Origin of the sequence: Rhodoferax sp. PAMC 29310 (assembly GCF_017948265.1) — a bacterium.
Taxonomy (GTDB): domain Bacteria; phylum Pseudomonadota; class Gammaproteobacteria; order Burkholderiales; family Burkholderiaceae_C; genus Rhodoferax.
This window is the reverse complement of the sequence record NZ_CP072852.1, coordinates 3,782,613-3,805,719: the sequence shown is the minus strand read 5'-3', so window position 1 is coordinate 3,805,719 and position 23,107 is coordinate 3,782,613. Positions and strand designations below refer to the sequence as shown.

Below are 23,107 nucleotides of genomic sequence, written 5' to 3'. Positions count from 1 at the left end.
GCCAACGCTACGCTTGACGGCCCAGTCTCTGGCGGCAGGCCCGCCTGAGTTCCAGCGTCTTTCGGAGACTTGACCCATGAACTTGCCCGGTTTTCCGCTTTCAATGCCGTCGCCCCGTTACGGCCTGCGCAACCGCCGGCAGGCCAAACGCGCGGCCAATCAGCAAGAGGCGAATGACGGGCCAGCCGTGCTGACGTTGGATTTGTACGGGCACATTCTCAGCGGCACGCTGGCCGCTGCCCGGATGCTGGCCGCTGCCCGGATGCTGGGCATGCGCCCTGAAAACCTGGCCGGCCACACCGCCTCGGCCCTGATTACTCCGCTGCCGTTGGGACGAACCACGCCCGGCTACAACCTGGCCTATGCCACTTTTCACGCCTTGGGCAAGATGTGGCAGCGACTGACGGCCCACTCGGCCGACCATGGCCAATTTGAAGTGGAGGTGGCGATGACGGTGGTGAATTGGCGCGGCGCCCGCGCCATTCGGCTGACGCTTCGGCCCTCAGGTGAGCCAACTCACCGCCATGGAGAAGGTCACGAAGGCGGCAGCAGTTGACACCAGGATGATGCGGGCAATGCGCCCGTTGTCGGCCCCAAAACGCTCGGCCAGCAAGGACACATTGCTGGCACTGGGCAAGGCGGCCACCAGCACCAGCACGGTCAAAGTGAAGCGGTCCAGCGACAGCCCCAACTGCAGCGCACCCGCACCTACCAGCAAGACCAGCACCGGGTGCAGAAACAGCTTGAGCGCGGCCATGGGCAGGTAATCCCCAAGGGGGATCGGGGGATGACGACTGACGGCCGCCATGATTTGAGAGCGAGCCAGCACCGCGCCAATGGTGAACAGCGCCACGGGAGAAGCCGCATCGGCCAACAGACCCACCGTCTTGTCCACGGGGCCGGGCAGCGTCAGACTCGTGGCGGACGCCACAGCCCCCAGCAAAATGGCCCAAGGCATTGGGTTGGCCACCACGCCCCGCAAGGCTTTTTTGACGGCCTTGCTGGCCCCATGGGTGTCAGCGCCGTCCAGTCGAGACAGGGCAATACACAGCGAGGTGGTCACCACCATGTCCACCAAAATGGTCACGATGATGGGGCCGGCGGCTTGCGCCCCGAGCAAGGCCACGAGCAGGGGAACACCCATGAAACCGGTGTTGGGGAAGGCGGCAACCAGTGCTCCAAACGAGGCGTCATTCCAGCCAATGCGCTGATTCAGGCTGATGGCCACAGCAAACCCAACCATGACAATGGCGCACAGGAGCCAGATTGCAAAGACATTGAAATCCAGCAGTTGGGCGATCGGGGTGGTGGCGCCAAACCGGTACAACATGCAGGGCAGCGCAAAGTACAGCACAAACATGTTCAGCCCTGGAATGGCATCCAGCGGCAGCAAGCGTTGGCGCGCCGCAAGGTAACCACACAAGACCAGGGCGAAAAACGGGAAGGTGATGATCAGAACTTGCAGCATGGCCGCTATTGTCAACGCGGATCAGGGTTGACACGCCGCCGGTATGATCCCGGGCTCTGTCCCAAGTCTCTGAATGTCCTCCAAATACACCGATGGCCTGAATCTGGCCCAACAAGACGCCGTTAACTACATGTTTGGCCCGTGCCTGGTGCTGGCTGGTGCCGGCTCAGGCAAGACGCGGGTGATCACCCACAAAATCGGGCGTTTGATTGAGGCGGGGTTGCCGGCCAAACGCATTGCCGCCATCACCTTCACCAACAAGGCCGCGGCGGAAATGCGCGAGCGCGCCAAGAGCCTGATTGGGCGTGCCGCCAAGGACGTGACGATCAGCACCTTTCACGCACTCGGCGTTCGCATGCTGCGTGAAGACGGCGAAGTGCTGGGGTTAAAGGCCCAGTTCTCCATTCTGGACACGGACGACATCGCCAACATTTTGAAAGATGCGGGTGGCACGGTGGACCTGGCCACAGCGCGTTCCTGGCAATGGGTCATCAGTGGCTGGAAGGGCCAGGGGCTCAACGCCGTGCAAGCCGCGCTGCAGGCCAAAAACGACAACGAACGCATCATTGCGCGCGTGATGGCCCAGTATGAAGAGCGCCTGAGCGCCTACCAAAGTGTGGACTTTGACGACCTGATCACCCTGCCATTGGCGTTGCTAAAAAATCATGAGCAGGTCAGGCAGAAGTGGCAAGGGCTCATGGGTCACGTGCTGGTGGACGAGTACCAGGACACCAACGCCACCCAGTACGAGGTCCTCAAGCTGCTGGTGGGAGGCAAGCCGACTGACCACGCCAGCTTCACGGCGGTGGGGGACGACGACCAGTCGATTTACGGCTGGCGCGGCGCCACCCTGGACAATTTGCGCCGCCTGCCGGTGGACTTTCCGGGGCTCAAGGTTATCAAGCTGGAGCAGAACTACCGCTCCACCTCGGCCATTTTGCGGGCCGCCAACAATGTGATTGGCCCCAACCCCAAGCTGTTTCCCAAGACATTGTTCAGTGAACTGGGCGAAGGCGAGCCAGTGCGTGTGATTGACGCGGACAGCGAGGAGCATGAGGCAGAACGCACCGTGGCCCGCATCCAGAGCCTGCGCGCCAGCGGCATTCCGCACCCCGGGCCCCAATACCAGGAATATCGGCACTTTGCCATCCTGTACCGGGCCAACCACCAGGCCAAGACCTTTGAGAAGGCGCTGCGCAAGGCCCAGGTGCCCTACAAGGTGTCGGGCGGCACCAGTTTTTTTGACAAGGCCGAGATCAAGGACTTGTGCGGCTGGTTTCGGCTGTGGATCAACAACAACGACGACCCAGCGTTTTTGCGCGCAGTCACCACCCCAAAACGCGGCATTGGCCACCAGACCCTGGCGCAGCTGGGAGAGTTCTCCAAGCAGTACAAGCTCAGCATGTTCGAGTCGCTGTTCTCCTCGTCGCTGGGCAGCATGATCAGCGCCAAGGCAGTGGGCAGTCTGCATGAGTTTGGGCGTTATGTGAACGATTTGGAATTTCGCGCCAAACGCACACTGGGCGCAGAAGATGCACTGGCCTTCCTGCTGGAGTGGCTCAAGGAAATTGGCTACGAGAAGTATTTGTACGACGGCGAAGACAACGAAAAATTCGCCCATGCGCGCTGGACCAATGTGCTGGATTTTTGCGACTGGATGTCGGGGCGCTGCGGCGGGCAAATTGATGACACGGCGGGCGTCAGCACCAGCAAAGAGATCAAGTCGCTGCTGGAGGTGGCCCAAACCGTGTCGCTGTTGTCTACCATCAGCGAACGAGAAAAAGACCAGGACGTGGTCACTTTATCCACGTTGCACGCATCCAAAGGGCTAGAGTGGCCGCATGTGATGCTGGTGGGGGTGACTGAAGGTATGTTGCCCTTCAAGATGCGCGACAGTGCCGACACCGACGCGGCCTCGCTGGGGGGCTCACAGCGCTCCCATGAGCAGGCCAATGAGGCCACGGCCGCCCACATGCAGGAAGAGCGCCGCCTGATGTATGTGGGTATCACCCGCGCACAGCGCAGCCTGGCGGTGAGTTGGACGCGCAAGCGTAAAAAAGGCAGGGAGATGGTGGCTGCCCAGCCCAGCCGCTTCATCGCCGAGATGGGTCTGGACCAGAACACCGTCAAGGAAGACCCGCGCGCCAAACTGCGCGCCTTGCGTGCCGAGTTCGCCCAAAAAGCCAAAGACACCGCCACGGCCCAAGCCCGCAAGCCTTAACACCGCCATGAAACGCTTTTTTGCACTGTTTTTTATAGCACTCTACGCCCTATCCACGGGAGTATTTGGCCAAAATGACATAAAATCCGGTGCCGCCACCTGCCCGACCCCCACGGACGTCGCCGCCGTCCACTTGTACGGTTTGTGGCACGCTGAACTGGAGGGCCAGGCCCAAGTGGCGACGCTTCAGTTTGAGCGACACCCAGACAACGCGGGCAGCGTGCGTGGTCGCGTCACCCGGGGCAACACAACGGTCGTGGCCGCGGGCGACGTGGACGAAGGCGAGTTTTCGCTCGAAGAATCAATCGACGGTCAACGCATCTCCGCCACTTGGCTGGGAACGGTGGTACCCGACTCATGTGGCAAGGAAATCAGAGGATCATGGAACAACGCACTCGACAACACAAACACTGCATTCGTCTTGCGCAAAGCGCCCGGCTGGCAGTAAGCCTGAGCGCGGCCTTAGGCGCGGGCCTGGCCGCCACCGCTGCCCAGGCACAAAGCACGCCCAACAGCCCCCAAGACTCCGCGTTGCAGCGGTGTGTTGCGATGACGGCCGATCATTCGGCGCGACTGAGCTGCTTTGACAACTGGGCGAATCAACAAAAGGCACCCGCGCCCTCACCCGCCCCTGTGGAGGCAGCCGTGGTGCGCCCCGCGCCGGTGGTCATCACCATGGAAGCGCCAGCCTCCCACGATTGCCGCAACGCCCGGTTTTCTGAGTTGTCGCGCTTTTGGGAACTGGAGCCCGGCACCGACTGCGGCACCTTCAGCATTCGCGGCTACAAACCCATTTCGCTGTCCTGGATTGGTTCGGACAGCGTCAACACCCAGCCGAGCTCTCCGGCGGCCAACCACACGGCGACCTCGCCAGTGGCCTACAGCACGAACGAGGCACGCATTCAGTTGTCGGTGCGCACGAAGATCGCGCAGGGCTTGTTGACCCAATTACAGCCTTCGCTGCGCGACTCGCTGTGGTTTGGCTATACCCAGCAATCGAACTGGCAGCTGTTCAATGGCGACATCTCACGCCCGTTTCGCACCACCGACCACTCGCCAGAAATCACATACATCTACCCGCTGGATACAGAATTTCCTGGCGGCTGGCGCCTGCGCTATGGCGGCGTCACTCTCGTTCACCAGTCCAACGGGCAGTCGGAGCCCCTGTCGCGCAGCTGGAACCGCACCATCCTGTCAGCAGGCATGGAAAAAGGAAAAGACTTTGTCGTGAAGGCCGAGTTATGGAATCGCCTGCCAGAGGCTGAAGGCAACGACGACAACCCGGACATCAGTGACTATGTCGGACGCGCGGAAATTGCGGGATTCTGGAATGTTGACCGTAAAAACACCCTCGGCGCTACGGTGCGGCATTCGCTGCGAGCCAACACCAATGGCTCGTTGAAGCTGGAGTGGCTCAGAGACCTAAGCGACACCGGCGTGGCCGGCGGGCGCAGCGGTTTGCGCTTTCACACACAAGTATTCACCGGCTACGGCGACTCGCTGGTGGACTACAACCGCCGCCGCACGGTACTGAGCGTGGGCCTCAGCCTGATCGACTGGTAGAAGGCCCCGACAGCGCTACTGCCCGGCGCAGCCAGAGCTACAACGGCTTCGTGGCGGCCGTCATCGCCGCATTGAGCGCTTCGGCCGACGGGGCGTTCAGCGCCAGGTTGTGGCGGTCCGTCAACGGTCCGCCGCCGGGGATGACTTCACCACTGGCCTCGTAACCGATGGCCTTGAATTTCCAGATGGCTCCAATTCGCTTCAGATTACCCACATGATCGCCGTTCGCCGTCATCACGGCGTACACGTTTTCATTCACCTGGCGGAGTTGCAAATCAGTCATCACGGTCGCCTTTGGGTGTTCATCTGGGGCTGAACCGGCCAATCAAGCGACCTCACTTCACCCCCAAACCGAGTTTCAACATCACCGTTTTGTCCAGCGGACTGTCCACTGCCTCAGGCGGGGTCACCACCACTCGGTCGCTGGCAACACCCGAACGCCCCATAGCGGCCAGTACCACGGCGGCTCGCCGCGCACCAAGCTGGGGCAATGCGTCAGCTGCGAGCGGCTGACTTTGCTCCAGCCCGCTCAACAAGCTGCGGTAGAAGTTGGTCGCATCCACCACCTTGGGCTCACCCTGCAGTCCTTTGAGAACACCTTGAGCAAGTGGCAACTTCGCGGGCGCGGCGCCAGGTGCTGCGGCCGTCGTACTGGCGGCTTCGGCGGTTTCAGCAGCCCGTTTTTGCTGATCCAGCGCCGCGCCACCCAGCCGCTCGGCATACAGGGCGCGCATCGCTTTTTGCACCGTGGGGTCCCCCAAACTCAGGGGCCCAGGGGCATCACCGGCAGCAACGGCCTCCCCCGTCCGGCGGGCGATCTCGGCCCGCAGGGCCAGGGTCTTCAGCGCAGCGCTGTCGGCCAAAGCGCTGTAGGCGCTAGGCACGGTGAGCTTCAGTTGGGCACGTTTGCCAAGCATCGAGGCCAACTGCAGCACCTTCTCTTGCTCAGGCGGCAGCAAGACGCTGCTGGCCGGATCAAATCCAATGCCGTCTAGTTGCTCGCCTCCCATCCCCAGCAAGTTGCCCAACGCCCTGAACGGCGCGGTGACAATTTTGGTCAGCACATTGCCGATGGCCTTCCACACCACCGCGCCATAACTGAACTGCGGGTCATTCATGTCACCTGATACTGGCAAAGCCAAGTCAATGCGACCATCGTTGTCCTTGAGCAGGGCAATGGCCAATTCCAGAGGCAGGTTGAGCGCATCCGGGCTGTCGACTTTTTCGCCCAGCTTCAGTTTGTCCAGCACAATTTGGTTGCTTCCGTCCATCTTGCCGTTGCGAATTTTGTATTGAAGGTCGAGCGAAATCTTGCCCTCGGCCACTTTGTAGCCAGCAAACTTCATGGTGTAAGGTGACGCGGACACAATGTCCACGTTCTTGAACACCACGCTGACATTGGTGTTGTCCTGCGGGGCAAAGGGGTTCAACTCACCGCGTACGCGCGCCAGGCCAAACTCATCAACCCGACCGTCAAGCTCAATCTCACTGCGCGATTGGCGATCGGAGGACAGTCCGCTGACGACCCCATTCAACTCCACCACTTTGGCGCCAAACTGTGGCCTCAGGCTGAGATCCGCGAAATCAACCGTGGCGTTTTTCAGGCGCACGAGCTGGATTCGCACGGGAAAAGGATCTGCCTCTGACGGCCCATTGACCGGGGTCGCCGCGGGCGCGTCACTGATGGATTCGGGCTTGACCAGTAACCGTGCAGCGTTCAAGCTGCGGTCGTTCTCAATGATCAGTTTCGCATTGGGCTCCAACACCAACAAATCGGGGATATCCAGGCCATTCGGCCCCACTCGGGCCACCATATTGGCCGCCTCCACGCGCGTCCAAGCGGCAAACGGAATGCCCCCCGCTTCTTCCAGCGCCAAGTCCGAAATGGACACCCCGCCCGCATAGCGCAGAGCGGGACTATTGGCTTGCCCAGTACCGGTGATGAGCTGCCCCTGTGCCGACACCTGGCCCCCGGCAATCGTCAGCTTCACGTACTGGCTGAGCAAAGGTTGCAAGGGAGCCAACGCCAGTTGCTTGACCTGTACCTTGGCGTCGACCAACCCGCTGGCCGGTACCACGCGGCCCTGCGCCGCAAATTGGCCGCCCTCTCTCACATTCAGACTGGTCTTGAACTGAACGGGTTGCGTGAGCTCGCTGCTGGCGCCGTCCAGTTGCAGCGCCAAGTCCTGGACGTTGACCTTGATGCCAGTGGCCTGATCCTCAATGGACGCAGCCCATTGCTCAAGCTGGACTCGCTTTGCCAACACCTGCCATGCCGGGCCCTTGGCAGCGTTTGAGTCAGGCCCGCTTTTTTTCTCCGCCGTCAACGCAGGCAGCATTCGCATCAGCGTGAGTTCACCTGCCGCATTGCGCTGCAACTGCCATTGGGCACCCTTTGCAAAGACCTGTCCGAGGGTGACTTGCGTTTCCCCCAGGTTCATGGACCCCTCGTTAAAGCCGAGTTGCTCAATCTTGAGCGGCGTCTGGGTGCCACTGGCGAGAGTCAAGTTGCCCAGCGTCAAGCCCGCGTCCTTGACGGAAAAATTCAATGCTTTGTCAGTTTGCTCGGCCGCGAGGCTCAGACTCAGCTGCGCGTTATCGACGCCAAGCCGCAGTGGCGGCGTCACCGTTTGATCCGCTACGCGAAGGGCAACTTTGTCGATGCCCATTGCACCGACCTGGAACGCCCACGTCGTTGGGGCGCCCACTTGCGCGGGCGCGCCCTTCGCCGATTGGTTCGGCACGCTCAACTGCGTCCAATCCAGTTCTCCATTTGCTTGGCGAGTCAATGCCAGCACCCCGCCGTCAATCCGAAACGACCCCACGTTGACCGCGCGCGTGACCAAATTGGCGTTGATTTCGTCCAGCGCCACATCCTTTAAATTCACCATGGGCTCACGCCCCTCGCCAGACGCCAAGGTCAAATCACGCAAGCGCAAGCTGGCGCCTGTCAAATTGGCCTCCAGGCGCCCGCCCTCGTAAGCAAGGTGGTAAGGCACGGTCACGCTCAATCGCCCACTCGATAGATTCGCTGTTGTGTAGGGCTTCAGATAGGCGGCCAGCTCAGTCAAGCTTGCATCCTCAAGCGTCAACTCACCTCGAGCCTGCATCGGGCTCAGGCTGACCTGGCCAGTCCAACTCAATTTACCACCCAACAATGACGCCGCGTTCAGGCGGTATCGGCCGGTTTGGCCAGGCAAGGTGCTGAAATCACTTAACTCAAAATTGATGGGTGAGAGGGTGTTGGCATAACCTGCCTGCCGGTCAGACACATCCACGATGCCTTGCCGTAAAACGAAGCGCTCAACCACCAGGCGGGGTAGACCATTGCTCGATTCATCTTTGGTCGATTTGCGGTCAATGGTGGCCAATAAGTCGGCGACATTGAACGCACCGTCTGGCGAAATAGAAAGTTGCACCGTGGGCTCTTCAACACGGATCTCGGCAAACGACCATGCCCTTCGTATTAGAGAGGCCCACTGCAAATCAACGACCAATGCCTTCAAGCCTAGAAGCGGTGCGTCATCCGCCTCGCTTAGCTGCAGACCTCGCACGTCCAGGCGCAAAGTGAAAGGATTGAAGTGAACACTTTCAATACTCACCCGGCGGTCCAACTCGCTCAACCCAAATTTAGGCGCCTGGCTCTGAATCAAATAGGGCAGCAAGCCAAACCCTGCGGCAGCATAGATAAACAACACCGCGGCTACCCAAAGCAGCCGGCGCATCCATCGCGTATTCAGAATAGTCATTCAGGCCTCTCGCCTTTGCACATAGAAGAGGATTGTCGGGGCATTAGCCGGCCCGCCCGCGCCTGAGGGCAAAGCCGCTCGTGCAGCCGCACGAGGGGGCGACATTTTCGCGTCAGAAAAGCCAGTGATGACCACGTAGAAAGCAAAAAGCCCATCACTGGGATGGGCTTTTTGCATCGAAAAACTGGAGCGGGAAAAGAGGCTCGAACTCTCGACCTATACCTTGGCAAGGTATCGCTCTACCAACTGAGCTATTCCCGCATATTAACCAACTAGGTTGATTAACTTAAAGCTCGCCACGAGGACGAGCTTTAATTTGGTGGCCTGGGGCGGAATCGAACCACCGACACAAGGATTTTCAATCCTCTGCTCTACCGACTGAGCTACCGGGCCTTAGAGATAAATTATAGCAGTATCTTTTGGGCGTTTTCCGGCTCGATCAAGCAGATTGCCGTTTTCCACGCGACAAATCAACGCCTAATTGCTTCAACTTGCGGTACAGATGGGTACGCTCAAGTCCGGTCTTCTCAGCCACCCTGGTCATCGACCCGTTTTCTTTCGCAAGGTGGTACTCGAAATAGGCTTTCTCAAACTCATCACGCGACTCGCGGAGCGGCTTGTCGAGCATGAAGTTCTGCGAGGACTGAAGGCCCTGCTCGACCACTTCTGCGTTGGCTTGTGCCACCAACGCCACGACTTCGCTTTCTTTCAACACCATTTGCGGCACGATGACATCAGGCACCTTGCGTGGCACATTTCGCGCCAACCCTTGCTCAACAGCCTTCAGCAGCTTCTGCATGGTGATTGGTTTTTCGAGAAACGCGATGGCACCAATACGCGTGGCCTCAACCGCTGTGTCAATCGTGGCATGTCCACTCATCATGATGACGGGCATGTTGAGTGTTCCTGCGGTGGACCATTCCTTGAGAAGTGTGACGCCATCGGTGTCTGGCATCCAGATGTCAAGCAAAACCAGATCTGGACGGTCACGCAGTCGCGCGGCCCGCGCCTGTGCCGCGTTCTCTGCGACCTCCACAGTGTGGCCTTCGTCGTTCAGAATTTCCCACAACAGATCGCGGATACCCAGTTCGTCATCGACTACCAGAATGTTTGCCATGTGTTCACTCGCCCCTGATATTGTTCGCAGCCAACCTGGTCGCGGTGGCCTGCTCAGTGGGGAATGATAACGACACTTGCGCGCCCACCACCCGGCCACCCTCCACACGGTTGGCGATGTCAATGCGCGCACGGTGATCATCCGCAATCTTCTTGACGACGGCCAGGCCCAAACCCGTTCCCTTCACTTTGGTCGTGACATAGGGTTCAAAGGCGCGTTTGAGAATGTGTTCAGGAAAGCCAGCACCGCTGTCGAGCACGCTCAACCTCACGGCGCCAACGTCTTCCAGCCACTGAGTCTTGATGATGACGCCCTGATTGGCGTCGCCATGCGCTGCCGACTCTGTTGCATCTTGCGCGTTCTGAAGCAGATTGTGCAGCACCTGACGTATCTGCTGAACATCACCAATGATCAACGGAGCCAGTGGATCCAGTGCAGCAGTCACCGCCACCTGAGGGGTGTCCGCGGCATACAGCAGCAATATTTCTGAGATCAGTTGATTGAGGTCAAATGGCTTCAGTTCCGCAGCCGGGAGGCGCGCATAGTCTCTGAATTCGTTGACCAAGCGCTTCATTGCATCAACTTGGTCGACGATGGTTTTGACGGATTTGGTGAGAATGGCTTGCTCGTGCGGGGGCACTTTGCCGGACAACTTCATTTCCAGCCGCTCCGCGGATAATTGAATTGGAGTCAGCGGATTCTTGATTTCATGGGCCAACCTCCTGGCCACCTCACCCCAGGCCTGAGCCCGCTGGGCCGAGACAATTTCGGAGATGTCATCAAACACGAGAAGCCGCTTGTCTTCCGGCAACTCGGCGCCACGGGCTACCAGGATGATGGCACCATCAGCCTGCCTACCGGTCAATTCGGCAGCTGAATTGCCGAGCTCAAACGATTGCTGCCAATGGTCGAGTTGATGCTGATTTCGCGCGCCAAGAAAGGAGTCAAACTGAGATTGAACGCTTGCGCCAAAAGACTCCAGTGACTCAATGTGAGCCAAATTGTGCCCTTCATGAACGGCAAGGGGGACTCTCAGAATACGGGTTGCACCGGGGTTGGAAGAAAGTATGACGCCCTCAGAGTCCAGCACCATCACCCCCGCGGTCAAATTGTCCAAAATGGTTTGTACATTGGCGCGGGACTCATTCACTTGCCTCATACTGACTTGCACTGCTTGGCGCGCATCTGAAAGCTGCTGAGTCATATCTGCAAACGATCGCGTTAAACCGTCCAATTCATCCCGCCCTGGCAACGATAATTTTGGCGTCAAATCACCCGCAGCCACTTTGCTCACTCCGTCGGCCAGCAGCAGCAGTGGTCGGGCGATTTGGCTGCCGAGAATAACGGCCAGCACGACGGCGCCAAAAACGGCCAAGAACAGGCTGAGAGTCAAGGTTCCGATGTACATACGGCGCAAACCGTCCCGTGCCAACGCGCGCTCCTGGTATTCACGATTGGCTTGCGACACGGCCAATGCATTGGTGACAAAACTCTCTGGGAGCACCTGAGAAACCTGAAGATACCGCGTGCCACCAGTCAGCCCCAGGCTGGTGCTTGACACCAGAATCAAGGCTTTAATACTGGCCTGCGCGCCCGCTACGGGCGCAACATCTTCATCCAATCCATCGATCCAGGTGATGATTCGCTGCGACCGGACATTGCGAAGTTGCTGTGCACTGGGACGATCAGGATTCAATGCATAGCGGGACTGGCCTGCCGCCGCGATGAGCCGCCCCGAGGCACTCCAAAGAATCATGTCGTTGGCCCCTACCTGCTCACGGGCTCGCTCAAGTGGGATTGCCGCGCTGACATCCGGGGTGTCGACCAACTGAGCCGACGCTGCGCGGGCTTTGCTACTCAGGTCGTTGGACAGCGCCTCCAAGGTGACACGTCCGAGGTTGATTCCAGCATTCAACGCGCCTTCCACCTTGACATCAAACCAGGTCTCGATTGAGCGGGAAACGAATTGATAAGAAACAACGTATATCAAAGCGCCGGGCGCAAAACCGGCCAGTGCAAAAATGGCTGCCAACTTGACAAGCAAGCGGCTTCCAAACTTGCCTTGTCGAAGGCGCTTGAACAGACGATAAATGATCCATCCGATGACCAGCAGCAAGAAGCTGGCGACCACCATATTGAGTCCAAATAAACGAGCGTAATTGCGCTCATACATCTCTCGATTGGTCGTCGCTTGTGTCAAGAGAAACAACAAAACCAAGCCGATGGCGGCCATGGTCGACAAGCCGACGCCAACCGCCCAACGAAGGGAGCGAAGATTACGCAAAGAGAAGCGCGGCGCGTCTCCTTCAAGACCTCGGGAAGGACTCACTTGCCGCTCTCCCAAATCAGGGGTTGATTGACGGCCACGGCTATATCCCAATCAGACTGTCCGAACGCATTGATTTGCAGGGGCCGAGGAAGCTGGGCCGCATCAAGTCGAAAACGGAAATCAAGTTGGTAGCGCTGGTCTGAGTCCAGCGCAGTGACATCCACGATCTTCCATCGAGAAAGTCGCTGAATGGAGGACAGGGCCTCCTGCAACGAATCAAAGTTTTGATTCAAGGCCATGGTCAACCCGCCAGTGGTCATCAATCCAGACGTCACCGAGAGGCGCCAGCGCCTTGTCAGCGGTTGATAAATGAGCCGCATGTGGCGTTCAACGGTACTGATTCTTTTGCTGGACCAATACCAACGCTCACGCGAGATATCGGCCTCAACAACAAAGATCATGGCAACCCCCTTGAGCAGTGCATCCTCGACGGCGTCGGTCAACTCAAACCGGAGGCGAGCGGATAGCACCAGGGCGTCGTCGACACGCTCCACGCGCAATTGTGTGACCTCTGGCACTGACGTTTGCGCCACCGACGGAGCGACCACGCCTGCGACAAGACACAAGCCAAGCAGCAGTCGTGCCAATCTAATTTTCGCGCTTCTCAAGCAGTGCGTAGTAAAAACCATCCTGATCACTCAGTCCATTATTCTCAACATGATCCTCGATTCTGCGGTGCTGTGGCAGCAAATGCCCCGGTGACGGCATCAACATCGCGTCATTGTTGTGTGCAAGAAACGTTTTGATCTGCGCGCCGCCCTCAGCTTGAAACACAGAGCAGGTGCAATACAACAACCGCCCGCCCGGCCTAAGCAATGCCCAAAGTGTCTTTAACAGGCGCGCTTGGATTTTCGCCAGTTGTGCGATATCAGTCTCGCGGCGCAGCCAGCGTACATCGGGATGACGGCGGACGATACCGGAGGCCGAGCAAGGGGCGTCTAGCAAAATTCCATCGAACAACTGGTTGTCCCACCACTCATCAGGGTTGCCTGCATCGGACACCCGAACTTTCGCAGGAAGGTTCAAACGCGCCAACGTCTGATGGATGCGCTCACACCGAGCCGCGTCGACGTCCAGCGCGGTCACTTCGCAATCCGCATATTCAAGTAAATGGGCTGTCTTTCCGCCAGGCGCCGCGCAGGCGTCCAATACTTTCAGCTCATCGCCTGCGGGCGTCAGTCCACTCAGCAGCAAAGGGGCGGCCATTTGGGCAGCGCTGTCCTGGACAGACACCATGCCAGTGGCAAAGTTGGGTAGCAGGTGAACCGGTTTAGCTTGAGCCAGCGTGACCCCACTCTCGCCAGACTCGACGCCATTGAACCCTGCCAACCTCAGTACTCCCAAGTAGTCAGAAGGCGTTGATTGCCGGCGATTGACCCGCAGGGTCATTGAAGCCTGTTGGTTGTTGGCTGTAAGGATGGCCTGCCATTCATCAGGCTGCTCCTTTATCAATCGATCAATCCACCACTGGGGATGGTTCCAGACCGCTACAGGGTCTGAATCGGTTTGCGCAACCAGTTCATCACGCTCCCGCAAAAACCTTCGCAAACAACCATTGACAAAGCTCGCTTGTGCCTTGGTGGCGGCAGTACGCTTGGCGGCCTCAACAGTCTGATTGACCAGCGTAAACGCCTCATAGGGGGCATCCGCCTCTGACCACGCCAATGCCAACGCCGTGCACAACAGCGCGTCGGCAGCGGGCGACGGCGTGCGACTGGCCAACAACTGGCGCAGCGCCTGGGCGCGACCCAAGGCCCTCAGCACATGAAAGCTGAGTGATTGAACACCAGGCCGCAGTTCCACGGGAACCCGGTCGATAGCGACGGTGCCCGATACCCCAGCCCGAATGGACTGAATCACTCCAGCGACAGCCTGGAGCTGTCGCCACAAGGGGACTTTAGTTTCGCTTTGATCCATGAATCCTTCTATTTCACTTATTGAACGCAACCAGTAAAAACGCCCCAAGCCCCCGAAAAAGGGTCTTGGGGCGCTACTTTTCAGATAGCAGTTGCGTTTTACTCGCTGGCGGTGTCTTCGCTTGACTCTGTCACTTCTGCATCACCGGCCAACTCTGCTGCCTCGGCTTCAGCAATGGCACGGCGCTCGGCATCGTCCATGTTCTCGCGAATCTTGCGAGCCTCGTGGTAGGCCATACCCGTGCCTGCGGGAATCAGACGACCCACAATCACGTTTTCCTTCAAGCCACGCAATTCGTCGCGCTTGCCCATGATGGCCGCTTCGGTCAACACACGAGTCGTTTCCTGGAAGGACGCGGCGCTGATGAAGCTGTCTGTGGACAGCGATGCCTTGGTAATACCAAGCAACAAGTTGGTGAAGACGGCCGGAATCTTGCCTTCGGCGCGCAACGCGTCGTTGGTGTTCAGCATTTCAGAGCGCTCAACCTGCTCACCGTTGATGTAGGTCGAATCGCCTGCAGCCTCGACCACCACACGGCGCAACATCTGACGAACAATCACTTCGATGTGCTTGTCGTTGATCTTCACGCCTTGCAAACGGTACACGTCCTGAACTTCGTCCACGATGTAGCGAGCCAACTCTTCCGAGCCGAGCAAGCGCAAGATGTCTTGTGGATCGGCCGGGCCGTCCACGACACTCTCGCCCTTGTTGACCACTTGGCCTTCGTGAACCAGAATGTTCTTCTCTTTCGGAACCAAGTCCTCCCAAACCGCGCCCTCAGGGTCCGTGATTTGCAAGCGAATCTTGCCTTTGGTTTCCTTACCGAAGGACACCGTACCGGTCATTTCAGCCAGGACACCTTTGTCTTTTGGTGAACGAGCCTCAAACAACTCGGCAACACGGGGCAAACCACCGGTAATGTCTCGTGTTTTCTGACCTTCGATCGGGATACGGGCCAAAACCTCACCTGGGTTAACGTCCTGACCATCACGCACCTGAACCAGCGCGCCAATTGGGAAGCCAATCGTCACTGAGTGGTCTGTACCAGGAATCTTGACTTCGTTGCCAGAGGCGTCGATCAATTTGACCTGCGGACGAATCACTTTGGCAGAACCGCGACGCTTGGGGTCAATCACCACCAAGGTAGACAGTCCAGTCACATCATCAACCTGCTTGGCGACAGTCAGCCCTTCTTCCACATTTTCGAACTGCGCTTTACCCGCAAATTCGGTGATGATCGGACGGGTCAACGGATCCCAGTTGGCCAAGATCGTACCGGCCTTGACGGTTTGATCAGCCTTGACCGTCAATACTGCGCCGTAAGGCACCTTGTGACGTTCACGCTCACGACCATGTTCGTCATGGATCACGATTTCACCGGAGCGGGAAATCACAACCAATTCCTTCTTGCCGTTGGTCACATAACGCATGGTGGCGTTGAAACCAATGTTTCCGTTGGACTTGGCTTCCACGCTGGATGCGATGGCAGCACGTGACGCAGCACCACCAATGTGGAAGGTTCGCATCGTCAACTGGGTACCTGGCTCACCAATCGATTGAGCGGCGATCACGCCAACTGCTTCACCACCGTTAACCAAGCCACCGCGGCCCAAATCACGGCCATAGCAACGGGCGCAAATGCCAAACCGTGTTTCGCAGGTTAGCGCTGTACGCACCTTGACCTCGTCCGCACCAGCGGCTTCGAGTTCATCAATCAGGTCCTCGTCCAGCATCGAGCCAGCCGGGGCCAAAACGGCGCGATTCTCTGGATGCAAAATATCTTCTGCAGCCGTGCGACCCAAAATGCGGTCGCGAAGTGACTCAATGACTTCACCGCCTTCAACAATGGCACGCATCAGGTAACCAGCGTGTGTACCGCAATCCTGCTCAGTCACAACCAGATCCTGTGTGACGTCGACCAAACGACGCGTCAGGTAACCTGAGTTCGCCGTCTTCAACGCGGTATCAGCCAAGCCTTTACGAGCACCGTGAGTGGAGATGAAGTACTCCAACACGTTAAGACCTTCACGAAAGTTCGCGGTGATCGGCGTTTCAATGATGGAGCCATCCGGCTTGGCCATCAGACCACGCATACCGGCCACCTGACGAATCTGGGCAGGTGAACCACGAGCACCGGAGTCGGCCATCATGTAGATGGAGTTGAAGGATTCCTGCTGAACTTGGGCGCCGTGACGGTCAGTAACGATCTCCTTGGACAGTTGGCCCATCATCACCTTGGACACTTCATCGCCGGCCTTGCCCCAAATATCGACGACCTTGTTGTAGCGCTCACCAGAGGTCACCAAACCAGAGGTGTATTGCTGGGCAATCTCTTTTACCTCTGCCTCAGCACGGCTGATGATGCCGGGCTTCTCGGTCGGCACGAGCATGTCCTCGATACAAATTGAAATACCGGCGCGAGTTGCCACGCGGAATCCGTACTGCATCAACTTATCGGCAAACACAACCGTCTCTTTCAATCCGCACTTACGGAAGGAAACGTTGATCAGCTTGGAGATTTCTTTCTTCTTCAGAGCCTTGTTGATGTTGGCAAATGGCAAGCCTTTTGGCAAGATCTCCGACAAAAGCGCCCGTCCGGCGGTGGTCTCCCAGATCTTTGTCGAAGGAACCAATTCACCCGTGACTTTGTCTTTGGTGTACTCGGTCAGCCGCACATTGATGCGAGCGGCCATCTCGACCTCACCCGCGTCAAAAGCGCGCTGCACTTCACCAGTATCCGCAAAGATCAAGCCCTCGCCCTTGCCATTGATGCGGTCACGGGTGGTGTAGTACAGACCCAGCACCACGTCTTGCGACGGAACGATGGACGGCTCGCCATTCGACGGGAACAGCACGTTGTTGGATGCCAGCATCAAAGTGCGGGCTTCCACCTGTGCCTCGACTGACAAGGGCACGTGAACAGCCATTTGGTCACCGTCGAAGTCGGCGTTAAAGGCCGCGCAAACGAGAGGGTGCAACTGAATGGCCTTGCCTTCAATCAGAATGGGCTCGAACGCCTGAATGCCCAAACGGTGCAGGGTAGGTGCACGGTTCAACATCACGGGGTGCTCTTTGATCACCTCTTCGAGAATGTCCCAGACAACAGGTGTACCGGATTCAACTTCCTTCTTGGCGGCCTTGATGGTGGTCGCAATACCCATCGCCTCCAAACGAGCGAAGATGAAAGGCTTGAACAACTCCAGCGCCATCAGCTTGGGCAAACCGCACTGATGCAACTTGAGCGTTGGGCCCACCACAATCACGGAACGACCAGAGTAGTCAACGCGCTTGCCCAGCAAGTTTTGACGGAAACGACCGCTCTTGCCCTTGATCATGTCGGCCAAGGATTTGAGTGCCCGCTTGTTGGCCCCAGTCATCGCTTTACCGCGACGACCGTTGTCCAGCAAGGAGTCCACAGCCTCTTGCAACATCCGCTTTTCATTGCGAGCAATGATTTCCGGGGCTTTCAACTCCAGCAAACGGCGCAAACGGCTGTTGCGGTTGATCACTCGACGGTACAAATCGTTCAAGTCGGAGGTCGCAAAACGACCGCCATCCAGCGGCACCAAAGGACGCAGGTCTGGCGGGAGTACCGGCAAGACTTCCAAAACCATCCACTCTGGCTTGATACCTGATTTTTTGAACGCCTCAAGCAGCTTCAAGCGCTTGGTGTTCTTCTTGATTTTCAGCTCGGAGCCACTTGGATCATTACGCAGTTTTTCGATCGAACCATCGATATCAATGCTCTGCAGTAGGTCTTTGATGCCTTCAGCGCCCATCTTGGCCTGAAACTCGTCGCCGTATTCCTTGAACTTGGCGTCGAAGTCATCTTCAGACATGATGCTGAACTTCTTCAGCGGTGTCATGCCAGGGTCGGTCACAACGTAGGCTTCAAAGTACAACACGCGCTCAATATCACGCAGTGTCATGTCCAACACCAAGCCCAAACGGGAAGGCAGGGATTTCAGGAACCAGATGTGGGCGCAAGGCGCGGCCAGATCGATGTGGCCCATCCGCTCACGACGCACTTTCGTCTGAGTGACTTCAACGCCGCACTTTTCGCAAATCACGCCACGGTGCTTCAGGCGCTTGTATTTGCCGCACAAGCACTCATAGTCCTTGATAGGTCCAAAAATCTTGGCGCAAAACAGGCCGTCACGCTCTGGCTTGAAGGTGCGGTAGTTGATGGTTTCAGGCTTCTTGACTTCTCCGAAAGACCAGGAACTGATCTTCTCAGGCGAAGCCATGCCAATTTTGATGGCATCAAAGTGCTCATCCGGCGTAAATTGCTTGAACAGGTCGAGTAATGATTTCATGACGCTATTTCCTATTTAATCTGTAGTGGGTAAGCCCGACTGAACCTCAGCCTGGACTTACCCTGGCAAACATCAAGACCGTTCCAACTCGATATCAATACCGAGTGAGCGAATTTCCTTGACCAGCACGTTGAACGACTCCGGCATGCCGGCCTCGATAGAGTGCTCGCCCTTGACAATGCTCTCGTACACCTTGGTACGTCCCACCACGTCGTCAGACTTGACGGTGAGCATCTCCTGCAGCGTGTAAGACGCGCCATAGGCTTCCAGCGCCCAGACCTCCATCTCACCAAACCTCTGACCACCAAACTGTGCCTTACCACCCAGCGGCTGCTGAGTGACCAAGCTGTAGGGGCCCGTGGAGCGAGCGTGCATCTTGTCATCCACCAAGTGGTGCAGTTTCAGATAGTGCATGTAGCCGATCGTGGTGGGGCGCTCAAAGCGATCACCGGTCCGCCCGTCATACAAATACGCCTGGGTCCGCGTCTCAGTCAGACCGCGCTCCTTGACGGCTTCATCGGGATAGGCCAGTTGCAGCATGGCGTGAATCTCTGCTTCCGACGCACCGTCAAACACCGGCGTCGCAAATGGCATACCTTCTTTCAGGTTCTCGGCCATCTCCAGCAACTGGGTATCGGAAAACTCATTGAGCGCCTCTTTACGCCCGGTCGTGTTGTAGATTTCTTCGAGGAACTTACGCACTTCAACAGCGCGGGTTTCTTGCTGCAACATGTCGCCAATGCGCTGACCAATGCCTTTTCCTGCCCAGCCCAGGTGAACTTCAAGCACCTGGCCGACGTTCATCCGTGATGGAACACCCAGTGGGTTTAGCACAATGTCGCACGGCGTACCGTCAGCCATGTGTGGCATGTCTTCAACAGGAACAATCTTGGACACGACGCCCTTGTTTCCGTGGCGACCGGCCATCTTGTCACCTGGCTGAAGGTGGCGCTTGACGGCCACATAGACCTTCACCATCTTCAACACACCAGCAGGCAATTCATCCCCTTGTGTCAACTTCTTGCGCTTTTCTTCAAACGCGAGGTCGAAACTGTGGCGGGTCTGCTCCAGCGAGTTCTTGATGCTTTCAAGCTGTGTCGCCGTGTCGTCGTCCGCGGGGCGAACGTCAAACCAATGAAACTTCTCCACCGACGACAAATAGGCTTTGTCGATCTTGGTGCCTTTGGCCAGTTTTTGCGGTCCGCCATTGGCGATCTTGCCCAACAGCAACTTCTCGATACGATCAAACGCATCAGACTCAACGATCCGAATTTGATCGTTCAGATCCAGACGGAAACGCTTGAGCTCATCATCAATGATCTGCTGTGCGCGGCGGTCACGCACAATGCCTTCACGAGTGAAGACCTGCACGTCAATCACGGTGCCCTTCGAGCCTTGGCTCACGCGCAAGGAGGTATCCTTGACGTCGCTGGCCTTCTCGCCAAAAATGGCGCGCAACAACTTCTCCTCAGGGGTCAGAGTGGTTTCACCTTTTGGCGTCACCTTTCCGACCAAGGTGTCTCCTGGCAGCACTTCAGCGCCCACATAGATGATGCCGGACTCGTCCAGTCGGTTGAGTTGCTGCTCGCTCAAGTTCGGGATATCGCGGGTGATCTCTTCAGAGCCCAGCTTGGTATCCCGAGCCATGACAACCAGTTCCTCAATGTGAATGGATGTGTAGCGATCTTCAGCCACCACACGCTCACTGATCAAGATCGAGTCTTCGAAGTTGTAGCCGTTCCATGTCATGAAACCGATCAACATGTTCTGGCCCAAAGCCAACTCACCCAAATCCGTGGAAGCGCCGTCGGCGATCACATCGCCTTTTGTCAGCAGGTCACCCTTTTTGACAATCGGGCGCTGATGGATATTGGTGTTCTGGTTTGAACGTTGGTATTTGATCAGGTTATAAATATCAACACCGACTTCACCAGCTTGGGCTTCCGCGTCGTTGACCCGAATCACAACGCGGCTGGCGTCGACATAGTCAACCACACCACCGCGAGTAGCGGTCACGACGGTTCCGGAGTCAACCGCAGCAACACGCTCAATTCCAGTACCCACCATGGGCTTCTCAGGACGCAACACTGGCACGGCTTGACGTGACATGTTGGCGCCCATCAACGCACGATTGGCGTCATCATGCTCAAGGAATGGAACCAGCGAGGCAGCCACAGAAACAATCTGTGCTGGTGACACGTCCATGTATTGGACACGCTCGGCATTGACGAGAATGGACTCACCAGCTTCACGCGCGGAAATCAACTCGCCAGACAAGCGGCCATCTTTGTCCAGCACGGCATTGGCCTGCGCAATGACATATTTGCCTTCTTCGATGGCCGACAAATAGTCAATGTCCATCGTGACTTTGTTGTCCACAACACGACGGTATGGCGTTTCAATGAAGCCATACTCATTCAAGCGCGCATACAAAGCGAGTGAGTTGATTAATCCAATGTTTGGACCTTCTGGCGTCTCAATTGGGCAGACGCGGCCGTAATGGGTCACGTGCACATCACGAACCTCAAAGCCTGCCCGCTCACGGGTCAAACCACCTGGGCCTAGGGCAGAGACGCGACGCTTGTGCGTGATCTCCGACAAGGGGTTGGTCTGGTCCATGAACTGAGACAACTGGGACGCACCGAAGAACTCTTTCAACGCTGCCGAAATGGGCTTGCTGTTGATCAAGTCATGGGGCATCAGCGGCTCCTGCTCTGCCTGACCCAGGCGTTCTTTAACTGCCTTTTCAATACGAGCCAAGCCGGTGCGGTATTGGTTCTCAGCCAACTCGCCAACACAACGTACACGGCGGTTGCCGAGGTGGTCAATGTCGTCTACTTCGCCGCGACCATTTCGCAGATCGACCAAGATCTTCACAACAGACAGAATGTCCTCGTTGGTCAAAACCATAGGGCCGGTCGACTCAGCGCGCCCCATCTTGGCATTGAACTTCATGCGGCCGACGCGAGACAGATCGTAAGTGTCCGGGTTGTAGAACAAGCGCTGGAACAAGGCTTGGACTGCATCTTCTGTCGGCGGCTCACCTGGGCGCATCATGCGGTAGATAGCAACACGGGCCGCGAACTCGTCGACGGTCTCATCACTGCGCAGGGTCTGGGAAATGTATGCGCCCTGATCCAGCTCATTAGTGTAGATGCAAGGAACATCCTGCACACCAGACAAGCGAAGCTTTTTGAGCAACAACTCAGTCACTTCTTCGTTGGCCTTAGCGAGAATCTCTCCAGTGTCCTCGTCAACAATGTTGCGAGCCACCACGCGACCAACCAAGAAGTCTTCGGGGACGCTAATGTGAGTGGTGCCAGACTGTTCCAGCTCGCGTGTGTGACGGGCGGTTACCCGCTTGTCTTTGGCAACAATGACTTTGCCGGACTTGTCGGTGATGTCAAAACGAGCCACTTCACCGCGCAAACGCTCGGCAACGAACTCCATCTGGGCACCGCTATCCATCAAGCGGAAATTATCGTTAACAAAGAAGTTGGCAAGAATCGACTCGTGATTCAGACCAATGGCCTTCAAGAGAATCGTGACTGGCATCTTGCGGCGCCGGTCAACCCGGAAGTACAAGATATCTTTTGGATCAAACTCGAAGTCGAGCCATGAGCCACGGTATGGGATGATTCGAGCCGAGAAGAGCAACTTTCCGGAGCTGTGAGTCTTGCCCTTGTCATGCTCAAAGAACACACCGGGAGAACGATGCAACTGAGACACAATCACGCGTTCAGTGCCATTGATAATGAATGAGCCTTTGCCGGTCATCAAAGGCACTTCGCCCATGTAGACCTCTTGCTCTTTGACTTCTTTGACAACCTTATTTTGGGACGTCGATGATTCACGGTCGTAAATAATCAATTGCACTTTAGCGCGTACGGCCGAAGCAAAAGTTAGTCCACGTGTCTGGCACTCGCGTACATCAAAGCCAGGTTTGGCCAGGTTGTACTCGAGGTACTTCATCTCAACAAAACCGTTGTGAGAAACAATGGGAAAGGCAGCTTCAAAAGCAGCCTGAAGGCCTTCTGCGGTACGTTTTTTCGGCGCGACGTCAGCCTGAAGAAATGCGGTGTAGGCATCCTTCTGCATTTGCAACAGGTAGGGAATTTCCAGAACGCTATCGCGACTGCCAAAATTTTTACGAATCCGCTTGCGTTCGGTGTATGAGTAAGCCATGAGATCTCCGGGCAAAGACTAAGGAACCATGAGTGTCCTGGGCGACTGTGATGCTGATTACTCGCAAGTAACAACACTCCTTGGTGATTGGCCACTACCAATCATTGGCGGACGATTGCGCATTGCGCGCAATCCGAACCAAGGCATCTTCCACAGTCGGGGGCAGAAGACACTGATAAGCCGCCAGCAACAAGGGCTTATCAGTGCGCTCTTACAAGCACAGAAGGCTGGGAGCCCTTTTG

General features: G+C 57.2%; 13 protein-coding genes and 2 tRNA genes. 4 read left to right on the top strand and 11 right to left on the bottom strand.

Translation table 11 applies throughout. The annotated features are described in order from the left end of the window. The first annotated feature begins 76 nt into the window (after positions 1 to 76). On the top strand, positions 77 to 556 hold the full coding sequence (locus J8G15_RS17695; protein ID WP_210543816.1) for a hypothetical protein: 480 nt from the start codon (positions 77 to 79) through the stop codon (positions 554 to 556). Here J8G15_RS17695 and J8G15_RS17690 read toward each other — a convergent pair. Continuing rightward, complete coding sequence (locus J8G15_RS17690) at positions 503 to 1,468, bottom strand: AEC family transporter (protein ID WP_210543815.1); 966 nt, start codon at positions 1,466 to 1,468, stop codon at positions 503 to 505. The two genes, J8G15_RS17695 and J8G15_RS17690, sit on opposite strands and share 54 nt — an antisense overlap. A gap of 73 nt (positions 1,469 to 1,541) precedes the next feature. Here J8G15_RS17690 and J8G15_RS17685 point away from each other — a divergent pair, with 73 nt between their 5' ends. Genes J8G15_RS17685 through J8G15_RS17675 form a run of 3 tightly spaced genes read left to right on the top strand, consistent with a single transcriptional unit; the run spans position 1,542 to position 5,252 of the window. Continuing rightward, on the top strand, positions 1,542 to 3,689 hold the full coding sequence (locus tag J8G15_RS17685) for an ATP-dependent helicase (protein ID WP_210543814.1): 2,148 nt from the start codon (positions 1,542 to 1,544) through the stop codon (positions 3,687 to 3,689). Between the two features lie 7 nt (positions 3,690 to 3,696). Then, positions 3,697 to 4,137 (top strand): hypothetical protein, encoded by a 441-nt coding sequence (locus J8G15_RS17680; protein WP_210543813.1) that lies wholly within the window; start codon positions 3,697 to 3,699, stop codon positions 4,135 to 4,137. Then, entirely contained in the window at positions 4,071 to 5,252 is a 1,182-nt protein-coding gene (locus J8G15_RS17675) for a phospholipase A (RefSeq protein ID WP_210543811.1), read from the top strand. The genes J8G15_RS17680 and J8G15_RS17675 overlap by 67 nt, the downstream gene beginning before the upstream one ends. Positions 5,253 to 5,289: 37 nt before the next feature. On the opposite strand, the gene J8G15_RS17670 is transcribed toward J8G15_RS17675, so the two are convergent. The 10 genes from J8G15_RS17670 to rpoB form a co-directional block, all read right to left on the bottom strand. After that, a complete protein-coding gene (locus tag J8G15_RS17670; protein ID WP_210543809.1) occupies positions 5,290 to 5,535 on the bottom strand; it encodes a hypothetical protein in 246 nt (81 codons plus the stop codon). Positions 5,536 to 5,587: 52 nt separating this feature from the next. Continuing rightward, positions 5,588 to 9,001, bottom strand: a complete 3,414-nt coding sequence (locus J8G15_RS17665; RefSeq protein ID WP_210543807.1) for a DUF748 domain-containing protein — start codon at positions 8,999 to 9,001, stop codon at positions 5,588 to 5,590. Positions 9,002 to 9,186: 185 nt separating this feature from the next. After that, positions 9,187 to 9,262: transfer RNA gene (locus J8G15_RS17660), tRNA-Gly, on the bottom strand. Between the two features lie 56 nt (positions 9,263 to 9,318). Beyond that, positions 9,319 to 9,394 (bottom strand) — tRNA-Phe (locus J8G15_RS17655). A 46-nt stretch (positions 9,395 to 9,440) separates the two neighbouring features. Then, positions 9,441 to 10,118, bottom strand: coding sequence for a response regulator (locus tag J8G15_RS17650; protein ID WP_210543805.1), 678 nt, complete (start codon positions 10,116 to 10,118; stop codon positions 9,441 to 9,443). A 4-nt stretch (positions 10,119 to 10,122) separates the two neighbouring features. After that, the gene (locus J8G15_RS17645) at positions 10,123 to 12,447 is read right to left on the bottom strand and encodes an ATP-binding protein (protein WP_240538358.1); all 2,325 of its coding nucleotides are present in this window, start codon (positions 12,445 to 12,447) and stop codon (positions 10,123 to 10,125) included. Next, complete coding sequence (locus J8G15_RS17640; RefSeq protein ID WP_240538357.1) at positions 12,444 to 13,013, bottom strand: DUF4390 domain-containing protein; 570 nt, start codon at positions 13,011 to 13,013, stop codon at positions 12,444 to 12,446. The genes J8G15_RS17645 and J8G15_RS17640 overlap by 4 nt, the downstream gene beginning before the upstream one ends. A gap of 22 nt (positions 13,014 to 13,035) precedes the next feature. Beyond that, the gene (gene rsmB, locus J8G15_RS17635) at positions 13,036 to 14,364 is read right to left on the bottom strand and encodes a 16S rRNA (cytosine(967)-C(5))-methyltransferase RsmB (RefSeq protein ID WP_210543801.1); all 1,329 of its coding nucleotides are present in this window, start codon (positions 14,362 to 14,364) and stop codon (positions 13,036 to 13,038) included. A gap of 98 nt (positions 14,365 to 14,462) precedes the next feature. Then, positions 14,463 to 18,680, bottom strand: coding sequence for a DNA-directed RNA polymerase subunit beta' (gene rpoC / locus J8G15_RS17630; RefSeq protein WP_210543800.1), 4,218 nt, complete (start codon positions 18,678 to 18,680; stop codon positions 14,463 to 14,465). Between the two features lie 72 nt (positions 18,681 to 18,752). Further along, positions 18,753 to 22,865 (bottom strand): DNA-directed RNA polymerase subunit beta, encoded by a 4,113-nt coding sequence (rpoB, locus tag J8G15_RS17625; protein WP_210543798.1) that lies wholly within the window; start codon positions 22,863 to 22,865, stop codon positions 18,753 to 18,755. Between the last annotated feature and the right edge of the window lie 242 nt (positions 22,866 to 23,107).